Origin of the sequence: Aequorivita sediminis, assembly GCF_032080575.2 — a bacterium.
Classification (GTDB): domain Bacteria; phylum Bacteroidota; class Bacteroidia; order Flavobacteriales; family Flavobacteriaceae; genus Aequorivita; species Aequorivita sediminis.
The window spans coordinates 66,208-84,528 of the sequence record NZ_JAVLSO020000005.1; the positions used below are offsets into that span (position 1 = coordinate 66,208).

Sequence of the window (18,321 nt, forward strand, 5' to 3'; positions counted from 1 at the left end):
TGGTGCTTTTATTATTTTAATCTCAGAATTTAATCACGCCCTTATAATTACACAATTGGAGTATACTTTTATTAACTAACGGCTTAATATTAAGTTCACCAATTAAAGTTTATTTTAAAAACCTGATCAATCCATTTAACATTAACATAAAGTTGTCAAATATCAAGTCTTACGTCTTTAAGCGTAGCGGTCTTAAGTCTTATGTCTTATCTCCTTCAGCGCAGCGGTCTTACATCCAATGTCTTGCGTCCTTCAGCGCAGCGGTCTTACGTCTAAAAAAATACGCAACCGAATTTTAGTGTTAAATAAACAAATGAGTAAGTGTATAAATTAGTAATCCCACAAAACCACCTACCAAAGTACCGTTTATACGTATAAACTGAAGGTCTTTTCCCACTTCCAACTCTAGCTTTTCACTGAGTTCTTTCCCTTCCCAACTGGCAACAGTGCTGCTAATAAGCGCTACTACCTCATCACTGTTTTTTAATGTCATTCTATATAAAAAATGACGCACCCAACTATTTATCCTATTGCTAATTTCTTGGTCATCGGAAAGGCTATGCGATAGCTTTTGAATATTACTTTTTAGGTAACTTTGCAATTGTGAGTTAGGATTTTCTAGGTTTTGCAATAAAAGCCCTTTAATAGATTGCCACCCATCATCAGTGTACACCCTTAAGTTCTGTTCCGTTAATACTTCTTGTTTTAACGTCTCAAATTTCTCCTTCCAATGCTCAGAAACTAAAATTTCTTCAGAGAAATTTTGTAAATTTTCCGTAAGTTTTTTCCGAACAAAATGCTCTTTATCCGATTCTATTTCATCAATAAATTTTATCAAACCTTCAACCACTTCATTTGAAATTTTTCTACCAGCTAAAAAAGCAATAAATGGTCTGTTTTCAGATAATCTATGAAGTATCATCTCTTGGCTTTCATTGATATACTCCTTAATTTCTGGTAGTAGAATTTCCAATACGTCAATATGTTCTTTTTTATCAATAAAGTATTTAATTCCCGAAGATGATATTTTCTGAAAATATATTTCACGTAAAATCTCCGTCCCTTTGTTTGCTAAAAATTGTTCTACATCCTTATCCTGAAGGTCTGAAATGATTTTTTGAGTAAGATTAATAATTTCTTTCTCCAGAATTTTTTGACTAGTGGGCTTATTTAGCCATTCTGAGACCCATTTTACAACATTCAATTTTTCTATATACGGCCGTATGTTTTCGGGATTTAAGAAGTTGTCTTTTACAAACTTCCCTAAATTTTGTCCTAGATCGTCCTTTTTTCTCTCTATCAAATTTGTATGAGGAATAGGAATTCCAAGAGGGTGTTTAAAAATAGCCGTCACAGCAAACCAATCCGCCAGCGCTCCAACCATCCCAGCCTCCGAAAAGGCCTCTACATAGCCCATCCAAGCTTCACTACCTTGATGTTGAAGGTAAACCATCACTCCATATACAATCGCCATAAAAAAGAATAGCCAAGTCGCCAATCTTTTGTGTTTTCGCAATTGATTCTTCTTAATGTCGGACATAGTAAATACAGCGATAAATTAGGAGATAATATTTAAAACTAGCAAATTAGATAATCTGAAGAGCTTTTAGCTTCACAAGAATTATCTAAAATAAAAAACTCCCTCAACTATATAAAATAGAGAGGGAGTTTTTAATTCAAAAAGGAACAATTTTCTATTTCTTTTCTTTAACAGGTGCGTTTAGTTTTGCTGTTCTTTCCATAGAAATGGCAGATCTTTCAAACTTCATTTTTCCAGCCAGGCTTTCAATAACACAAGTTCCATCATCAGACAGTTCTAATATTTTACCGTGCAATCCTCCTGTTGTAATAACTCTATCGCCTTTTTTAAGCTGAGCAGCGAACTGCTTTTCTTGTTTGGCTTTTTTCATTTGTGGGCGTATCAAGAAAAGATACATCACCAAAAACAATAATATTATAGGTAAAAAACCTTGTATTTGTTCCATAGTAATTTTTAAATTCCAGTAAGTAAATTATGAGGTTGGTAGCTGTTTTGCTCCACCTTTAGGGGTAACGAAAGCCTTAATAGTTAAGGTTTCTACTCCTGCTTTTGTATTTGTAGTAATCGTTACAGTCTTGCTAACTTGGTTTTGACCAGCACCGTTGAATTTAACTAAAAGTTCACCAGATTCTCCTGGAGCAACTGGTTCCTTAGTATATTCTGGAACAGTACATCCACAGCTACTTTTTGCGTTAACTATCATTAATGGAGCATCTCCAGTGTTTTTAAATTTAAATACGTGTTCAACAGGTGTATTTTGCTCGATAGTTCCGAAGTCGTATTGACCTTCTTCAAAAGTCATTACTGGAAATTTTCCAGATTCTGCATCACGTGCTTCTGCTGCTGCTACATTTTCTTCGTTTACTTTGTCTGCTGCATTATCTTTACAAGAAGAAAACGCAAAAACAGAAAGTATAGCTACAAATAAAACTGATTTTTTCATTTTTTTAATTTTTTATGTTTTTAGCAGGGCAAAAATAGACAATATTTTACTCTTATTGAAGCCCTCTTCCCATTTTATTAAGATCCCCATTTTCGGTAAATTCTTTTACCAATTTATCTAAGATACCGTTTACGAAAATGCTACTTTTTGGGGTAGAGTATTCTTTTGAAACTTCTAAGTATTCGTTTATTGTTGCGCGAACAGGAATTGATGGGAAGTATAAAAATTCAGCAATTGCCATTTTTAAGATAATTAAATCTATATCGGCAATTCGATCTTGATCCCAATTTGGAGTTTTTCCTTCAATCTGGAGGTTTAGCTTCTCTTCATTAAGAATTACTTTTCTAAAAAGTTGAAGCGCATACTCACGGTCCTCATTGTTTTTATATGTATCTGGAACTAGAAGATCGGAAGCATTCTTTTCTGAAATTTTCCCTAACATTTTAACGATTGCCGTATTTACAATTGGAAAGTCGTCTATCCAAGTAAGACGTTTATCTTCTAAGTAATCGTAAAGCTTGTCATTAGGAGCAATCACTTCTTTGTAGAACTTCGCAATGAAAGCTTGATCCTCTTTAAGGGTAGTATCTGTTTTATCTAGATAAGTTTGATACCAGTCTTTTTCGCGTAATTCTTTAAAAACAATACTTACATATTCATTGTCTAACGCCCAATAGTTAAGTTTTTTCTTATCAATTATTTCAGAAAAAACAGTATTGTTGGCTATAATATCTAATACTTTGTTATCTATAAAAGTACGACTAGGATTTTTTTCAGAGTCGGTAGCTAGATATTTATTTTGTGACTTAGCGAGAAAATCTTCTGCTTGATCTTTTACCGCAACTAACAACTCTAACATTAGTAAATACAAATCTTGCATTTGACCAATACTGTGATGAAGAAACTTTTCTTGTACATCTATGTTCGGGTTTACACTGTGATTGTAAGCATAAACAGTCTGCAAAACTTTTACTCGGATATGTCTTCTAGTAAGCATATTATTTTTTAAAAGAACTTGTTTTTAAAATAGCAACGCACAAGAACAACTTGTGCGCTGCAAATATAAGAAATAGTGATATTGTAGTACTAAAAAGGTTTGTACTATTTTTCGTTTTTTCTTGCGTCTATTCTAGCTTGTGCAATATTGAAGGCTGCTTGATGTGTTGTAATTTTATCACTTTCAGCTGTTTTCAATATCTCTAGCGTAGTATTGTAAATATTTTCTGTCTTGCTCATTATTTCCTTACGGCCATAATTTTCAAGTTCAGCATATACATTTATAATCCCTCCCGCGTTAATTAAAAAGTCTGGAGCATAAACTATACCTCTTTCACGTAACATTTTACCGTGCTTTTGCTCATCGGCAAGCTGGTTATTTGCCGCACCAGCAATAATCTTCGTGTTAAATTGGTTAATAGTATGATCGTTAATAGTAGCTCCTAATGCACATGGAGCATAAATATCCATTTCTTCTGCATACAGATTGCTACCTGTGTAAATGTTTACATTGTATTTATCGCGAACTTCTTCTAAGCGATCTTGGTTTATATCTGAGATATAAACTTTGGCACCTTCTTCGCTTAAATGCTTAACAAGGTTTTCACCAACGTTACCAATTCCTTGAACGTAAACTACTTTCCCATCTAGATTATCTGAACCAAATTTATAGTTAGTTGCAGCTTTCAGTCCCATAAAAACACCATAGGCTGTAATTGGAGAAGGATTTCCTGAACCTCCGTTTGCTTCAGAAACACCAGTCACGTGAGGTGTTACTGTGCGTACTAAATCCATATCAGCAGTTGTCATTCCTACATCTTCTGCAGTAATATATTTTCCGCTTAATGAATGTACAAACTCACCGAATTTCAACATGTATTCTGGCGTTTTTTGAGTTTTAGCATCACCAATTAAAACTGCTTTACCTCCACCAAGATTTAAACCTGTAATAGCACTTTTATAAGTCATACCACGAGAAAGACGCAATACGTCATTCAATGCTTCCCACTCGTTTGCATAGTTCCACATTCTAGTACCACCTAAAGCTGGTCCTAAAACAGTGTTGTGGATACCAATTATTGCTTTCAATCCAGTATCTTTGTCGTTGCAAAAAACAATTTGCTCGTGATCATCAAAAGACATTTGACCAAATACAGGGTCTATTTTATGTAGTTCGTTTGTATTGATTACCTCAGTTTTCATAACTATTTTGATTTTTGTTTATCCTTTAAAAAGGCAGTGCAAAAGTAACTTTTACTTGTTAATTCCACAAAGCAAAGGGTGTTAATTTAAGAACTTTAAAAAAACATTCAATTTATTTCTAATGAAAGAATTAAAATATCTAAACAAATACTTTTTAAAATACAGGTGGCGCCTTCTGTTGGGAGTGTTTATTACCATAGTTGCAACGGTATTTAAACTTGTTGTTCCTATGAAAGTAGGAGATTCGGTAACTGTCGTAAAGCAATACTTAAATGGAGAGGTAGCCGATTTGGCTTTTGTAAAACACGAACTTCTAATAAATATTTTACTGTTACTAGGCGCTGCATTGCTTTCTGCGTTTTTCACGTTTATGATGAGACAAACATTTATTGTGGTTTCTAGATATGTGGAATACGACTTAAAAAACGAGATTTTTCAACATTACGAAAAACTTTCTTTAGGCTTTTATAAACAAAATCGAACTGGCGATTTAATGAACAGAATAAGTGAAGATGTTTCTAAAGTAAGAATGTATGTTGGACCGGCGCTTATGTATAGCATTACTACAATTACACTTTTTATAGTTGTAATAAGTTATATGTTTTACACTGCACCTATTTTAACTTGGTACGCTATTGCTCCACTCCCAATTCTATCGGTTGCAATTTATAAACTAAGTGTTATTATCAATCAACGCAGTACTATAGTTCAACAATATTTATCGAAACTAACAACTTTTACTCAAGAGAGTTTTAGTGGAATTGCCGTTATTAAAGCCTACGGAACCGAAGAAAGCATTAATGCTAATTTTGAAGAGTTAGCCGAAGGCAGCAAAGTAAAAAACATAGACCTTGCCAAGGTACAAGCCCTATTTTTTCCTTTAATGATGTTGCTTATTGGCGTAAGTAATATTCTAGTTATTTACATAGGGGGAAGTAGATACATAGACGGTCAAATTGCTGAATTTGGTACTATAGTTGAGTTTTTAATTTATGTAAATATGCTTACTTGGCCGGTAGCTGTTGTAGGTTGGGTTACTTCTATGGTTCAGAGGGCAGAAGCATCACAAGAACGTATAAATGAGTTTCTAAAAACAGAACCTGCCATTAAAAATCTTGTTACTGAAAGCACTTCTATTCATGGAGATATAGAATTCAACAATTTAACTTTCACTTATCCCGATACAGGAATTACGGCTTTAAAAAATGTTTCTTTCTCTGTAAAACCAGGAGAAATTCTTGCAATTGTGGGAAATACAGGATCTGGAAAATCAACTATTCTTGAGTTGATAGGTAGATTATACGATGTTGAAGAGGGAATGTTAAGAATTGACCAAACCGCTATCCGAAACCTCAACTTGGATAATTTACGTGACAGCATTGGGTATGTTCCACAAGATGCATTTCTGTTTAGCGATTCGATAAAAAACAACATTCGTTTTGGTAAGGAAGAAGCAACTGAGGAAGAGGTTGTTAATGCTGCAAAAAATGCTGCGGTTCACAAAAACATTATTGGCTTTAAAAAAGGGTATGATACAATTTTAGGAGAACGAGGGCTAACATTGAGTGGTGGGCAAAAGCAAAGAGTTTCTATCGCAAGAGCAATTATAAAAGATCCTCAAATCTTACTATTTGACGATTGCCTTTCGGCTGTAGATACAGAAACTGAAGAAGAGATTCTTCAAAATTTATTTAAAATTTCAAAAGATAAAACCACTATCATAGTAAGTCATAGAATTTCTTCGGTTAAAAACGCTAACAAAATTATTGTTTTAGATGAAGGAAAAATTATTCAAAAAGGGTCTCACGAAGAGCTAGTTAACACCAACGGTTATTATAAGGAACTGTATTCAAAGCAGCTTTTAGAAAAAGAAATGTAATTTACTTTGGCTGGTTTGGTTTTTTTTTAGATTTTTGGCGACACCTAGTTAAAAAAAATAGAAATTATGAGTGAGCACTATACGATGGAGCAAGAAGAAATTTTTTCAAAAGTTATGCGTGCAGGAAGACGCACCTACTTTTTTGATGTAAGGTCTACAAAAGCAGGAGATTTTTACCTTACTATTACCGAGAGTAAGAAATTTACAAACGATGATGGGTCTTTCCACTACAAAAAACACAAAATTTATCTATACAAAGAAGACTTTACTGAGTTTAAAGACACTCTTGAAGAAATGATAAATTACATTATAGATGAGAAAGGCGAAGAAGTTATAAGCGAACGTCATCAGAAAGATTACAAAAAGGAAACAGACACTACGCCTAATCCTGTTAAAGAAACAGTCGCACAAACAACTGCTACTGATACTAGTACTTTTACTGACATCAGTTTCGACGATATTTAGTTGTTGAAAAACAAAAAAGTAAAACCGGCGCGAATAATTTCGTAGCCGGTTTTTTTATTTCCTAAAAATCAATGTTTTAAATAGATTTACAACTTAAAATGCATTGAAACACTCAATCCTTTAATTTTATTTCAAAAAGGTTATCTTTGCCGCCCTTTATAAAAAACATTATGTTCGCAAAAACACTTCAAAACTTCACTCAGAATCCTAAAAACGACATTCTATCAGGACTTACTGTTGCTCTTGCATTGGTTCCAGAAGCGGTAGCTTTTTCATTTGTAGCGGGTGTAGATCCTTTAGTGGGACTTTATGGTGCTTTTATAATGGGACTTGTAACCGCTCTATTTGGTGGTCGTCCCGGTATGATTTCTGGGGCAACTGGGGCTATGGCAGTTGTTATGGTACACTTAATCCAAAAAGGAAATGAAGTTGGACTTACATTAGCAGAACCCGTTCAAAACCTTGGGCTTCAATGGCTTTTTATAACCCTTTTATTTGTTGGAGCTATTCAAATAATGGCGGGCGTTTTTAAGTTAGGGAAATTTGTTCGACTTATCCCCCATCCTGTTATGATGGGATTTGTAAATGGTTTAGCCATTGTAATTTTTCTATCTCAACTAGGTCTATTTAAAGAAACTCGCGGTACAGTACCGCAATGGATTTCCGGTTTGGACCTATGGGTAATGCTAGCGCTAGTTGGATTGACTATGGGTATTATGTTCGGTTTACCGAAAATTACCAAAAAGCTTCCAGCGGCTCTAATTGCTATTATTGTAGTTGCAGCAATTACAATTTTTGGTGGCCTTGATGTCAGTACTGTTGGCTCGTTTATTCGTGATGGCGGCGGATCTGGTTTAAAAGGTTCATTGCCGATGTTCCAAACTCAGATTTTTGGATTTATTGAAACCCTAGACGGTCATTGGGGATTGATATTTTCTACTGCTTTTATATTGGCGGCTGTAGGATTAATAGAATCGTTGATGACGTTGAATCTTATAGATGAAATGACCGAAACTCGCGGAAGTGGGAACCGAGAATGCGTGGCTCAAGGAGGAGCTAACATCCTTAACGGACTTTTTGGTGGCATGGGTGGCTGTGCAATGATTGGGCAATCTATCATTAACGTAAGTTCTGGTGGACGCGGGAGACTTTCTGGTGCCACAGCTGCAATAGCTTTACTTTGTTTTGTGCTATTTGGTGCTCCACTTATTGAACAAATTCCTATTGCTGCATTGGTTGGTGTAATGTTTATGGTTGTAATTGGAACCTTTGCCTGGAGTAGTTTTAGAATTCTACATAAAATTCCAATTTCAGATGCTATAGTGCTTATTACAGTATCAGCGGTAACAGTTTGGCTAGATCTTGCAATAGCAGTATTTATAGGGGTTGTTATGAGTGCCTTAGTTTTTGCTTGGAAAAGTGCTACAAGAATTAGAGCTAGAAAGAGAATTAAAGAAGACGGTACAAAAGTTTATGAAATATGGGGACCTTTGTTCTTTGGGTCAACTACAGCATTTAACAGTAAGTTTGATGTTTCAAGCGATCCAGAATCAGTGGAAATCGACTTTATAGAATCTAAAATATCAGATCATTCTGGTGTGGAAGCTGTTCGCAATATTGCGAATAAATATCTTGATAACGGAAAGCAAATTAAATTAACGCACCTTAGTCCAGATTGTAAAGCTTTATTACTTAAGTGGAATCCAGAATTTGAAACAATAATAAAAAGCTCTGTAGAGGATCCGCGCTATTATGTAGTTACCGATACCTTAGATGCCGAAGCTTAATTAGGTTTTATTTTCTGGTGAAGTAAAAATTTGTTTTAGTTGGCTCACCTTCTATCTCTACTTCTATCCATCTGTGTAAGGAGTCTTTGGCAGGGTGGGTATAGGTAATTTTTTCAGGGAAATCTATATTGTGATCATCAAAAACAAATTTGCCTTCTTCTGATGAAACAAGTGTAAAGGTGTGAGGTTTAGAATTTTTTTCATCAACTTTTAGAAAGGACAAAAACAAGTTGTTTTCTTTCTCCTCTAAGGCCATGGTTAATGTTCGTTCAGGTTTACCATTCACCTCAACAAAGCTAAACCCTGTAAAAGTACTATCATTTTCTTTAGACCAAGTTTCTTGTGAATATTCACCGGCAATCTCATTTGTCCATGTTCCTATCAACCAATTTAGTTGATTTATTTTATCGTAATTTTTTAAAACAACCTCTTTTTCTTTCTGTTCTTCCTGAGTATTGTTTTTACATGAAACAAATAAAAATGGTAAGAATATATAGATTAAGAACTTTTTCATTAGTCGGTGTGCTTATAAGCTTTGATATTAACTTTATAAAATTCGCAATCCGTTTTCAACCGGTTTGTCTGTTTGCAATAAGGTAACATTTTTCCCATCTACGGCTCCCAAAACAAGACACTCACTCATAAAGTTTGCAATTTGTTTTTTTGGAAAATTGACAACTGCTACCACCTGTTTCCCTATCAATTCATCCTTATGATAGCGTTTTGTTATTTGAGCTGAAGTTTTTCTTTGTCCTATTTCTTCTCCAAAATCTATTATAAGTTGATATGAAGGGTTTCTCGCTTCGGGAAAATCATTGGCTTCTATAATTGTTCCAACCCGCATTTCTACCTTTTCGAAATCGGACCAAGTAAGCTTATTTGGCATGGTTTATTCTAAGTTTTTGAATCATGGCTGAAGAAACCACACTTTGGTCGGCGCCATAAGCGTCTACTAGCAGACCTTTAACTCCTCCCTTTGTTTCAATTAAATAAAGAATGGTATTATCTCCCGGATCGGTCATTCCTTCAAATCGGTAATATTTTACAACATCCAGCTCTCCAGCCTTCCACTTCTTTTTAAGATTTTTAGATTCTATTCCTTCTTCTACAAGATTAAAGTCTTCGGTATAACCTTCCTTTTGTAAATCTTGAATAGCTACAGATAATGATGAATATGATTTTTTCATAAAATTTTGATTTAATCTTTAAAGTTAGCTACGAAATTAAACATCGGCAAAGAATTATAATTTTTTTAGTAAAATAAATACGAACCGTATTAGTATTAGCCTACAATCGTTAGTTAATTAACCCCTTAAAAATTGTATATTTAGACCTGAACACATTATGATTATTTTAAATACAATATGGCAGACACTGAATCAAAAATGCTACCCCTTGGCACCAAAGCCCCAGATTTTGTACTTACAGATGCAATAACCAATAAACTTGTTGCGCTAAAGGACATTCGTGGTGAAAAAGGAACTGTAGTTATGTTTATTTGTAACCACTGTCCATTCGTAAGACATGTAAATGAAGAATTAGTTCGCATTTGCAACGATTACAGGGTGATTGGTTTTGGGTTTGTGGCAATTAACAGTAACGACATCATTAAATATCCAGCAGACTCCCCAGCGGAAATGTGGCGTACTGCCCAGAAAGAAAGCTATCCTTTCCCATATTTATTTGATGAAACTCAAGAAGTAGCAAAAGCTTATAATGCAGCTTGCACGCCTGATTTTTATCTTTTTGATGAAGAACTTAAACTGGTTTACCGCGGACAATTAGACAACAGCCGACCTGGTAATAGAATTCCTGTAAATGGCCGAGATTTACGCGAAGCTATGGATAACATTTTAAATAATAATCCGCAACGAAAGGATCAAAAACCAAGTATTGGATGTAATATTAAATGGAAATAAGAAATTCCATCAACCACATTAATTTATGAGTCAATTAAATAATAAAACCGTTTTAATCACAGGTGGAGGGTCTGGTATAGGAAAGATAATGGTTCGATTAATGCTTGAGCGGAAGGCAAAAGTGATTATATGGGATATTAGTCAGGAAAATATCAACAATACGCTAACTGAGTTTTCCAATAACAATAATCTTTTTGGATTTAAAATAGATGTTTCCAATCCTGAGGAAATTAAAGAAGCTGCAAATCGAGTAAAACAGGAAATAGGAATCGTTGATGTACTAATTAACAACGCTGGAATTGTTGTAGGAAAATATTTCGACGAACACACAAATGCAGATATTGCTAAAACTATGGAAATTAATGCCATTGGCCCGATGTATGTTACTAAGGAATTCCTTGATGGCATGTTAAATCAAAATTCAGGGCATATTTGCAATATCGCGTCTTCCGGTGGATTAATCTCTAATCCAAAAATGTCGGTGTATGCTTCTAGCAAATGGGCAATGATCGGATGGTCTGATAGTCTTCGATTAGAAATGATGCAAAAAAACAAAGCCATAAAGGTTACTACCATTATGCCATATTACATCAATACTGGAATGTTTGATGGGGTTCAATCTAAGATTCCTATTCTCGAACCTGAAACAGCGGCACTTACAATTGTAAAAGCAATTGAAAAGGATAAAAAGATGGTTACCATTCCGGGGTACATTTACCGCTTTACACGATTAGGACAAGCTGTTCTTTCTATCAATGCTTTCGATTGGTTTGCTGGAAAGGTGCTCGGTATTTATAAAACAATGGAGCATTTCGTTGGAAGGAAATAACAGTTTTAAAAAAAAAATCTTCATTACGCTAATAATAGAGTAATGAAGACTTCTTATGATGTTTAAATAAATTTGTAAACTTATTTTACATCCATTAATTCAACGTCAAAAATTAAATTTGCATTTGGAGGAATTACACCACCAGCTCCGCGCTCACCATAAGCGAGGTTAGAAGGAATTACAAATCTAGCTTTATCACCTACTTGCAATAAAGCAATACCTTCATCCCAACCTTCAATTACGTGGCCTTTACCTAATGGAAAGTCTATAGGCTGTCTTCTCTTGTATGAAGAATCGAATTCGGTTCCGTCAGTTAGCATTCCTTTGTAATGTACAGAAACTGTCTTTCCTTTTTCAGCCTTCTTACCATCACCTTTAATGATGATTTTATAGTGAAGTCCGCTATCTGTTTTATCAAAACCTTCAGCAACTTTCTTAAGATCCGCATCTTGTTGCTCTTTCATCTTTGCAATTCGCGCTTCTCTTTCACCAGTAAAACTTCTAAAAGCTTCTACTGAATTCCACTTTTCGGCTTCTTCTCCAACGCGAATAATTTCAACTTTTTGCATAGTATCCCCTTGAGCAATACTATCAACAACATCTTGTCCCTCCACTACATTTCCAAATACGGTGTGCTTATTATCTAACCAAGGTGTTGCTACGTGAGTGATAAAAAACTGACTTCCGTTAGTTGCTGGACCTGCATTAGCCATAGAGATTACACCTGGTGTATCGTGGCGAAGATCTGGATGAAATTCGTCTTCAAAGTTATATCCTGGACCTCCTGAACCTGTTCCTTTTGGATCTCCTCCTTGAATCATAAAATCTGGGATTACACGGTGAAATTTCAGTCCGTCGTAATAAGGTTTCCCTTGTGGAATTGCTGAATTTTCTAAATTCCCTTCTGCTAAAGACACAAAATTTCCAACTGTTCCTGGAGTTTTATCGTGTGTAAGTTTAATAAGGATTTCTCCTTTTTCTGTGGTTATTTTTGCGTAGATTCCGTCTTGCATTATATTTATGTTTTAAAAGATGTGCAAAGGTACTTAATTCTGAATATAGATTTCAATGTTCAGAATTGAAAATGTAACAAAAGCCTTTGCAATTCGTCATACAAACAATAACCACCAAAACCTTTTCTGTGGAAAATATTCTCACAATAAATAATCTTACCAAAAAATTCGGCTCACTTACTGCTGTAAACAACCTATCATTTACCATCGAGAAAGGCAATGTTTACGGGATACTTGGTCCAAATGGAAGCGGTAAAAGTACAACACTTGGCATTGTGCTTAATGTAGTAAATAAAACTTCAGGCGACTTTCAATGGTTTAACGGAGATATTTCTACTCACAATGCTTTAAAAAAAGTAGGTGCTATTATTGAGCGACCTAACTTTTACCCTTATATGACAGCAGTACAAAACCTTAAATTGGTTTGTAAAATCAAAGAGGTTTCTGAAGCTAAAATTTTAGAAAAGTTAGAATTAGTTGGTTTATCCGATAGAAAAGACAGCAAGTTTAGCACCTTTTCACTAGGTATGAAACAGCGTTTGGCGATAGCTTCAGCTTTATTAAATGACCCTGAAATATTAATTCTAGACGAACCTACAAACGGTCTTGACCCGCAGGGAATTCATCAAATTAGAGAGATTATTAAGAAAATTGCTTCTTTGGGAACCACAATATTACTCGCTTCACATTTGCTTGATGAAGTAGAAAAAGTATGTACACACGTGGTTATTCTAAGAAAAGGAGTTAGTCTGTATTCAGGCAGTGTGGATGCTATGAATGCAAGCCATGGCTTTTTAACCCTTCAGAGTAATAATATGGAAATGCTAGAGCAAGCTTTAGAAGGGAATTCTGCTTTTGGAACTGTTAAACGGGAAGGAGAATATCTAATAGCTTATCTAAACCAACCCATGGATGCGACCGAAGTAAATAAATTGCTTTTTGAAAAAGGTATTACCCTTTCCCATCTTGTAAAGAGAAAAGAAAGCCTTGAAGAACAATTCCTTGAACTAACCAAACAAAACTAATTACAGATGCTACGATTACTAAAAATAGAACTTTTTAAACTGAAACATAGCCGATCTGTAAAAGTTATATCGAGTATCTATTTTATACTTATCACTTTTATAGCCCTTATTGCCTCAATAGAGTTCAATTTTGGAAATATTCACTTTAGGGTTGCAGATCAAGGAATTTTCAACTTTCCTATTATTTGGCACTTTAATACATATATGGCGGCCATTCTAAAGCTATTCTTAGCCATTGTTATTGTTTCCTTGATGAGTAATGAATATAGTTATCGCACCCTAAAGCAAAACCTAATCGATGGGCTTAGCAAAAAAGAGTTTGTACTTTCTAAGTTCCTAACTGTGCTTTTGTTCGCTGGCATTTCTACCCTTTTTATATTTATAGTAACACTTATCTTGGGGTTAAGCTTTTCCGATTATAATGAAATAGGAATTATTTTTAGCGATTTGGAATATATAGCAGCGTATTTCATTAAACTCGTTGCCTTTTTCTCATTTTGTTTATTTCTAGGGGTGTTGGTAAAGCGTTCTGCCTTTGCGCTTGGTTTCTTAATTGTTTGGCAAGTAATTGAATGGCTACTCTACGGCTTAATGAAATGGCAGTTTTTTAGAGACACTGAAATTGCAGACAAAGTAGCGTTGTTTTTCCCGTTAAACGCCATGGCAAACTTAATAAAAGAACCGTTTAGCCGCTTGGGAGTTATTCAAACCGCAGCAAACCAGTTAGGCGAAAATTTTACAAAGGATTATGCAGTTGGTTGGTTAAATATCCTAATTGTAATTGTATGGACGTTTTTATTTGTTTATTGGTCTTATGCAATTCTAAAGAAAAGAGATTTATAACTTATAAATTCACACATAATCATTTTACATAGCTTAGCTCTTTACTTTAAATCGATAATAATTTACTAATTACCTAAAAGTTGATATCTTGTCAGTTCTTTTAAATTCTGATAAAATGAAAAAAATATTCTTCATATTGTTGTTTTTACCTTTTCATCTTTTTGCTCAAGAAACTCCTTCTTCTGAGCAATTCTGGAATAATTTAAAATCACATTGCGATAAAGCTTATGAAGGAGTTATTACAGCTGGTGGCAAGGAAGGTGATGGTTTTATGGGAGAAAAACTTGTTATGCATATTAGAAGTTGTGAAGACAATACCATCCGCGTTCCGTTTTTTGTAGGAGAAAATAGATCTAGAACTTGGGTATTAACCTTGCAAGAGGACAATCGCATCCTTTTAAAGCACGATCATCGTCACGAAGATGGAACGGAAGAAGATATTACGCAATACGGAGGGGTAAGCTCTAATACAGGCTTACCGAATATACAGTTTTTCCCTGCAGACCAACATACAAGCAATATGCTTCCTTTAGCCTCTACTAATGTATGGTGGTTTACACTTGATGATACATCTATGACCTACAATTTACGCCGAATTGGGAGCGACAGAGTATTTACTGTAAAATTCGATTTAACTAAAGAAGTTGAAACTCCAGCAGCTCCTTGGGGGTATAGGTGAGATGTGAGATTTGAGATGTGAGATGTGAGATTTGAGATTCTAGATTCTAGATTCTAGATGTAATTTAATATTTTACTACATAAATAAAAAAACACTTACCAGCTTCCACCACCGCCGCCGCCAAAACCACCTCCAGACGACCCTCCTCCAGACGAACTGCTTGATGGTGAACTAACCATAGTAGATTTGGTAGACTGCATTGTATTAGAAAATGAATTGGAAAAATTATTCATTGTCAATACTCCTGTAGTTGAAGAATACCAAGTAGGAGGTTGTAAATCGAGGACTTCAAATTTTTTAACCCAATTGCTGAGTAATCCAAAAGCTAGCGCATAGCTCATCGTAGATTCAAAGTAATTGGGACTATCTTTTAATAGCATTTTTAGTTTATTCTCTTCTGCTATTTTTATAAACTGTTTAAACCCTTTTAATTCAGATAAAACTTGAGTTCCTTTCGCGTTTTTCTTTACCAGATGCACTGTCATATAAAGTAAAAATGCGAAAACTGGAACAAGTGCAATTACCGCTATTGGACCCCAATATACCAAAAAGACAAAAAGTAGAATAAGATCTATAATTATTAGACCTACTATTGCTCCAATTTGAACTTTATTCGCTTTAGGATCATAATATACTTGGGCTTGTTTTTTTAATAATGTTTTTGCTTTATCCATTTTTGTGTAAAATGAATTTTTCAAACTACTTATCAAAACACTCTTTTCACCAGAATTATGCCCGCTACCAAAAATTCCATTGAATAAAGTAATTTCATAGGGTGAAGCACCCTCTGGCAGAGGTCTCAAACGTGTAATTTTAGTATCACTTTTACCAAACCAATTTTTCTTTGAAATTTCCTCTATGGCTATAATCCCACGTTCTCCCCAATAGGGTAATAATGCAATTAGGTCTTCGGAATCACCTTTATCATCTATTAAATACCCTGCCATAGCTGGGTCTATGCCACTTGGAGGAAAATAACTTGTAGTCGCTATTACCTTATCATCCTTCCCGTATTTATTCCAAACTAAATAAAAAACAAAGACTAAAGCTCCCAAAATAATAGTCCAACCATAGTCAGTCCAAAATGGCCAAAAGGGTTTTATTTCTTTTATAGAGCCTAATGGCAATTTTACAAGTGCTGTTACACTCTCTCCGCTTGTAGAATTAAAGTCTCTAGTACTTTTAACCAAAAACACTCCATCGTCATAACTAACCTCAAAATAAGGTGAAACTGCAGATTGCCCTCGCTCACCCGAATACACATAGATATTGTCTAAATCCAAATCAATGCTTTCAGGAATATGAATAGTAAAATCTAATTTTTTAAAGGGTGCCAACCAATTATCTGGTTTAATATTCCAATAGAAATGAGTGTTTTCTTCTCCATAGAGAAAGGCATTGTAAACCCTGTATTTTATTTCGTAGTGCTCCGGACCGATTATAGTTTTATCCTTATCCCCAATTTTAATTTCAAAATCATGGCTTACTTTTCGTGCAAAAAATGGCGTTGTTGAATACTTATGCTTTGAAACATCAATATTTTCAATATCAATTTTACGCTTTTCATCCGTTCCATCTTCCGTTTTAATATCGTATTGAGTTTGTATGGTACGATATATCCCGTGTTTGGGAGCTGTGAAAGTAATGTCGTAATTCTCTACAACATCAAAATACCCCTCTTCACTTAAATAAATATCAACCTTTGCATAATCAACAGTAAAATCCTGAGAAGAAGCTTTTAGGAAAAAGAATATTCCAAAAACTAGTAGAACCAGTTTTTTATTGAACCGGCAATTAAACTTTAGTTTTATGAAATAATTGAAAAGCATCTTAATCGCATATGTTTTAATAAAATTTAATCGAAACTCACTTTTACATTTTTGCGTTCGGCTTCATCAGCTTCAAAGTAATCGAAATGCTTATACCCAAACATTCCAGCAAATAAAACACCAGGCATACTTTCGCCATAGGTATTATTTTCACGCACCGTACCATTGTAATACCTTCTACTGCGTTCAAGATTTACTTCAATTTCATTTAATTTCTGCTGTAAGTCCAAAAAGCTTTGATTAGCTTTTAAATCTGGATAAGCTTCACCTAATGCAAAAATACTGCGTAACGATTGTTGTAATTGACTTTCTGCTTTTATCTGGCTATTGATATCATCTGAAGGTACAGACATTGCAGCGTTTCGGGCATTTATAACACTTTCTAATGTAGATTTTTCGTGGGCTGCATATCCTTTTACAGTTTCGATAAGGTTCGGAATTAAATTGTAGCGACGTTTTAAAGCAACATCAATATTACTCCAAGCATCTTTTACTAAATTTTTGTTTTTTACAAAGCGATTAAAAACAATAACAAGCAAAATTGCAATCACTACTATAACTCCGAAAATAAAAAGCACAATATTCATAATTGTTTAGGTTTTGTTTTGATAATCAATTGACTAATAAAAGTAATGAATTCAATTTAAATTCTCTCTTACATTTTTTAATAACGAAATAATGCGTCTTAAATAAACTTGATTCGATTGTAGTTATTACTTTTATCACTCTTTATAAAAGATTTCACTTGCAACAATTAAATTTATTTTCCCTAAAAGCAGATTCAGAAAAGAACTTACTCCCTAAAGATGGCGAGGTTAATTACCTCGGAAGAATATTTTCTAAAGAAGTAGCAAATCGTTATTTCGAAATTCTTCTAAATTCCATTTTCTGGAAAAATGATGAAGCCTTCATTTTTGGAAAAAAAATTATTACAAAACGAAAAGTAGCTTGGTATGGTGATAAGGAATTTAATTACACCTATTCAAAAACAACAAAGAAAGCGCTTCCATGGACACCAGAATTACTTGAGCTTAAAAACTATATTGAAAAAGAAAGCGGAGAAACTTATAACAGCTGTTTACTGAACTTGTATCACACTGGTGCAGAAGGCATGGCATGGCATAGCGACGATGAAAAGGATTTAAAAAAGAACGGAGCAATTGCTTCTGTTAGTTTTGGTGCAGCGCGTAAATTCGCTTTTAAGCACAAAGAAACCAAAGAAACGATTTCTGTAAACTTAGAACACGGTAGCTTATTAGTAATGAAAGGTGAAATTCAAACCTATTGGTTACATCGATTACCGCCAACTAAAAAAATACATTCAGCAAGAATCAATCTGACATTTAGAACTATTATCGATTAATTTTTTTT

General features: G+C 34.4%; 20 protein-coding genes. 9 read left to right on the plus strand and 11 right to left on the minus strand.

The window, feature by feature from the left end:
- Window positions 1-301: 301 nt before the first annotated feature.
- The 5 genes from RT250_RS09800 to RT250_RS09820 form a co-directional block, all read right to left on the minus strand.
- Complete coding sequence (locus RT250_RS09800) at window positions 302-1,540, minus strand: DUF445 domain-containing protein (protein ID WP_313114464.1); 1,239 nt, start codon at window positions 1,538-1,540, stop codon at window positions 302-304.
- Window positions 1,541-1,694: 154 nt separating this feature from the next.
- Entirely contained in the window at window positions 1,695-1,985 is a 291-nt protein-coding gene (yajC, locus tag RT250_RS09805) for a preprotein translocase subunit YajC (protein ID WP_139856016.1), read from the minus strand.
- Window positions 1,986-2,012: 27 nt separating this feature from the next.
- Complete coding sequence (locus RT250_RS09810; protein WP_139856017.1) at window positions 2,013-2,483, minus strand: DUF1573 domain-containing protein; 471 nt, start codon at window positions 2,481-2,483, stop codon at window positions 2,013-2,015.
- 52 nt (window positions 2,484-2,535) lie between these two features.
- Window positions 2,536-3,480: a transcription antitermination factor NusB gene (gene nusB, locus RT250_RS09815; RefSeq protein ID WP_313114468.1), complete on the minus strand. Its 945-nt coding sequence runs from the start codon at window positions 3,478-3,480 to the stop codon at window positions 2,536-2,538.
- Window positions 3,481-3,584: 104 nt separating this feature from the next.
- A complete protein-coding gene (locus RT250_RS09820; RefSeq protein ID WP_313114471.1) occupies window positions 3,585-4,682 on the minus strand; it encodes a Glu/Leu/Phe/Val family dehydrogenase in 1,098 nt (365 codons plus the stop codon).
- Window positions 4,683-4,803: 121 nt separating this feature from the next.
- Here RT250_RS09820 and RT250_RS09825 point away from each other — a divergent pair, with 121 nt between their 5' ends.
- The 3 genes from RT250_RS09825 (at window position 4,804) to RT250_RS09835 (ending at window position 8,813) form a co-directional block, all read left to right on the plus strand.
- Window positions 4,804-6,561 (plus strand): ABC transporter ATP-binding protein, encoded by a 1,758-nt coding sequence (locus RT250_RS09825; protein ID WP_313114473.1) that lies wholly within the window; start codon window positions 4,804-4,806, stop codon window positions 6,559-6,561.
- A gap of 66 nt (window positions 6,562-6,627) precedes the next feature.
- The gene (locus tag RT250_RS09830) at window positions 6,628-7,026 is read left to right on the plus strand and encodes a PUR family DNA/RNA-binding protein (RefSeq protein ID WP_313114476.1); all 399 of its coding nucleotides are present in this window, start codon (window positions 6,628-6,630) and stop codon (window positions 7,024-7,026) included.
- A gap of 170 nt (window positions 7,027-7,196) precedes the next feature.
- Complete coding sequence (locus RT250_RS09835; protein WP_313114478.1) at window positions 7,197-8,813, plus strand: SulP family inorganic anion transporter; 1,617 nt, start codon at window positions 7,197-7,199, stop codon at window positions 8,811-8,813.
- A 7-nt stretch (window positions 8,814-8,820) separates the two neighbouring features.
- On the opposite strand, the gene RT250_RS09840 is transcribed toward RT250_RS09835, so the two are convergent.
- The 3 genes from RT250_RS09840 to RT250_RS09850 are packed head-to-tail and all read right to left on the minus strand — an operon-like array spanning window position 8,821 to window position 10,000.
- A complete protein-coding gene (locus RT250_RS09840; RefSeq protein ID WP_313114479.1) occupies window positions 8,821-9,327 on the minus strand; it encodes a DUF6265 family protein in 507 nt (168 codons plus the stop codon).
- Window positions 9,328-9,360: 33 nt separating this feature from the next.
- Entirely contained in the window at window positions 9,361-9,699 is a 339-nt protein-coding gene (locus RT250_RS09845; RefSeq protein WP_313114481.1) for a tRNA-binding protein, read from the minus strand.
- Window positions 9,689-10,000 carry a phosphoribosylpyrophosphate synthetase gene (locus RT250_RS09850; protein ID WP_313114482.1) on the minus strand — a complete coding sequence of 104 codons (312 nt, stop codon included), beginning with the start codon at window positions 9,998-10,000 and terminating at the stop codon, window positions 9,689-9,691. Before RT250_RS09850 ends, RT250_RS09845 begins: the two co-directional genes overlap by 11 nt.
- 177 nt (window positions 10,001-10,177) lie before the next feature.
- Here RT250_RS09850 and RT250_RS09855 point away from each other — a divergent pair, with 177 nt between their 5' ends.
- The gene (locus RT250_RS09855; RefSeq protein ID WP_313114483.1) at window positions 10,178-10,732 is read left to right on the plus strand and encodes a thioredoxin family protein; all 555 of its coding nucleotides are present in this window, start codon (window positions 10,178-10,180) and stop codon (window positions 10,730-10,732) included.
- A 25-nt stretch (window positions 10,733-10,757) separates the two neighbouring features.
- The gene (locus RT250_RS09860) at window positions 10,758-11,561 is read left to right on the plus strand and encodes an SDR family oxidoreductase (RefSeq protein WP_313114485.1); all 804 of its coding nucleotides are present in this window, start codon (window positions 10,758-10,760) and stop codon (window positions 11,559-11,561) included.
- A gap of 80 nt (window positions 11,562-11,641) precedes the next feature.
- Here RT250_RS09860 and RT250_RS09865 read toward each other — a convergent pair whose 3' ends face one another.
- Window positions 11,642-12,574: a peptidylprolyl isomerase gene (locus RT250_RS09865; protein WP_313114486.1), complete on the minus strand. Its 933-nt coding sequence runs from the start codon at window positions 12,572-12,574 to the stop codon at window positions 11,642-11,644.
- Between the two features lie 128 nt (window positions 12,575-12,702).
- Between RT250_RS09865 and RT250_RS09870 the strand changes: the two genes are divergently transcribed.
- The 3 genes from RT250_RS09870 (at window position 12,703) to RT250_RS09880 (ending at window position 15,121) form a co-directional block, all read left to right on the plus strand.
- On the plus strand, window positions 12,703-13,599 hold the full coding sequence (locus RT250_RS09870) for an ABC transporter ATP-binding protein (RefSeq protein ID WP_313114488.1): 897 nt from the start codon (window positions 12,703-12,705) through the stop codon (window positions 13,597-13,599).
- A 6-nt stretch (window positions 13,600-13,605) separates the two neighbouring features.
- The gene (locus tag RT250_RS09875; protein ID WP_313114491.1) at window positions 13,606-14,442 is read left to right on the plus strand and encodes an ABC transporter permease; all 837 of its coding nucleotides are present in this window, start codon (window positions 13,606-13,608) and stop codon (window positions 14,440-14,442) included.
- Window positions 14,443-14,557: 115 nt separating this feature from the next.
- Complete coding sequence (locus RT250_RS09880) at window positions 14,558-15,121, plus strand: hypothetical protein (RefSeq protein WP_313114492.1); 564 nt, start codon at window positions 14,558-14,560, stop codon at window positions 15,119-15,121.
- Window positions 15,122-15,216: 95 nt separating this feature from the next.
- Here RT250_RS09880 and RT250_RS09885 read toward each other — a convergent pair whose 3' ends face one another.
- Complete coding sequence (locus RT250_RS09885) at window positions 15,217-16,950, minus strand: DUF2207 domain-containing protein (protein ID WP_313114494.1); 1,734 nt, start codon at window positions 16,948-16,950, stop codon at window positions 15,217-15,219.
- Window positions 16,951-16,976: 26 nt separating this feature from the next.
- Window positions 16,977-17,537 carry a LemA family protein gene (locus RT250_RS09890; RefSeq protein ID WP_313114497.1) on the minus strand — a complete coding sequence of 187 codons (561 nt, stop codon included), beginning with the start codon at window positions 17,535-17,537 and terminating at the stop codon, window positions 16,977-16,979.
- 158 nt (window positions 17,538-17,695) lie between these two features.
- Here RT250_RS09890 and RT250_RS09895 point away from each other — a divergent pair, with 158 nt between their 5' ends.
- On the plus strand, window positions 17,696-18,313 hold the full coding sequence (locus tag RT250_RS09895) for an alpha-ketoglutarate-dependent dioxygenase AlkB family protein (protein ID WP_313114499.1): 618 nt from the start codon (window positions 17,696-17,698) through the stop codon (window positions 18,311-18,313).
- Window positions 18,314-18,321: the final 8 nt, after the last annotated feature.